The organism is Actinomadura darangshiensis (assembly GCF_004349235.1).
Classification (GTDB): Bacteria; Actinomycetota; Actinomycetes; order Streptosporangiales; family Streptosporangiaceae; genus Spirillospora; species Spirillospora darangshiensis.
The window spans coordinates 1-1,571 of the sequence record NZ_SMKY01000612.1; the positions used below are offsets into that span (position 1 = coordinate 1).

General features: G+C 74.8%; 1 protein-coding gene. It reads left to right on the top strand.

Annotated features, from left to right (window positions below):
• The first annotated feature begins 314 nt into the window (after positions 1-314).
• Positions 315-1,535 carry a bifunctional glycosyltransferase family 2/GtrA family protein gene (locus tag E1293_RS46895; RefSeq protein ID WP_243717591.1) on the top strand — a complete coding sequence of 407 codons (1,221 nt, stop codon included), beginning with the start codon at positions 315-317 and terminating at the stop codon, positions 1,533-1,535.
• Positions 1,536-1,571: the final 36 nt, after the last annotated feature.

Here is a 1,571-nt window from a genome sequence, read left to right on the forward strand (position 1 = left end):
GCCCGCGCCCCGCGACTGAGACCCGCCCTTTCTCATGCCGCGTTAATCGGCGCCTCAGCGGCTTCCCACATCCGCTGCCGAACCTCGATCCCATGAGAACTTGCACCGAGGAGGCCGTTGGCGCCGGCGGGTCGTGGTACGTTCACACCGCCCCGCAAGGGGCCGGTTCGGGCTGGACCGCGACCTCCGGGTTGGAAGCCCCCCTCTCCGTGAGGGGGAGCGGAGTCACGAGTCACCTTGTCACCGAACAAGGCCCTCCCGCAGCGGAGTCCCCGCCCCGACGTGAAGACGGGGGGCGGGGCAGGCTGGTCGAGGTGGTCGTGCCCGTCCACAACGAGGAACGCGTCCTGGCCGCGAGCGTGGAACGCCTGCACGCCTACCTGGCCGGCACCTTCCCCTACCCGTTCCGCATCACCGTCGCCGACAACGCCAGCACCGACGCCACCTGGCCGATCGCCGAGGAACTCATGGCCCGGCACCCGCGCGTGCGGGCCGTGCGGCTGGAGGCCAAGGGACGCGGCCGGGCGCTGCGGCACGTGTGGGGCACCAGCGACGCCGACGTCGTCGCCTACATGGACGTCGACCTGTCCACCGACCTGGACGCGTTCCTGCCGCTGGTCGCCCCCCTCATCTCCGGGCACAGCGACCTCGCCATCGGCTCCCGCCTCACCCGCGGCTCCGCCGTCGTCCGCGGACCCCGCCGCGAGGTCATCTCCCGCTGCTACAACCTGCTGCTGCGCACCGCCCTCGCCGCCCGCTTCACCGACGCCCAGTGCGGCTTCAAGGCGGCCCGCACCGAGATCGCGCAGGCGCTGCTGCCCTCGGTCGAGGACGAGGAATGGTTCTTCGACACCGAGCTGCTGCTGCTCGCCGAACGCAACGGGCTGCGCATCCACGAGGTCCCCGTCGACTGGGTCGACGACCCCGACAGCCGCGTCGACGTCCTGCGCACCGCACGCGACGACCTGCGCGGCATGGCCCGCGTCGCCCGCCGCATGCTCACCGGCGCGTTCCGCGCCCCCGTCGGCGGCCGGCCGCGCCCCCGGCTGCCCGCCGGGATGGCGCGGCAGCTGCCCGCCTTCGCCGTCATCGGCGTCATCAGCACCCTCGCGCAGCTCGCCCTGTTCGTCCTGCTGCGCCTGGCCATGGGGCCGCTGTGGGCCAACGCCGTCTCCCTGGTCGCCACCACCATCGGCAACACCGCCGCCAACCGCCGCTTCACCTTCGGTGTCACCGGCACCCGCCGCGCCCTCCGCCAGCAGCTCGAAGGCGGCGCCGCGTTCCTGCTCGGCCTCGCCCTGTCCACCGGCGGCCTGGCCCTGCTGCACGCCGCCGCGCCCGGCGCCGGCCGCGCCGTCGAGGTCGCCGCGCTCGTCGCCGCCAACGCCGTCGCCACCCTCGCCCGGTTCCTGCTGATGCGCGCCTGGATCTTCCACCCCCGCCGCCTCGGCCGCCGCCCCGCCGACGGGGCCGGCGGCGCCGCGGGCGAGGGCCGCGTCCCCGCCGCCGAAGAGACCGGAGGAACCCTGTCATGACCTCCACCATCACCGCGCCCGCACCCCCGCGGGGCC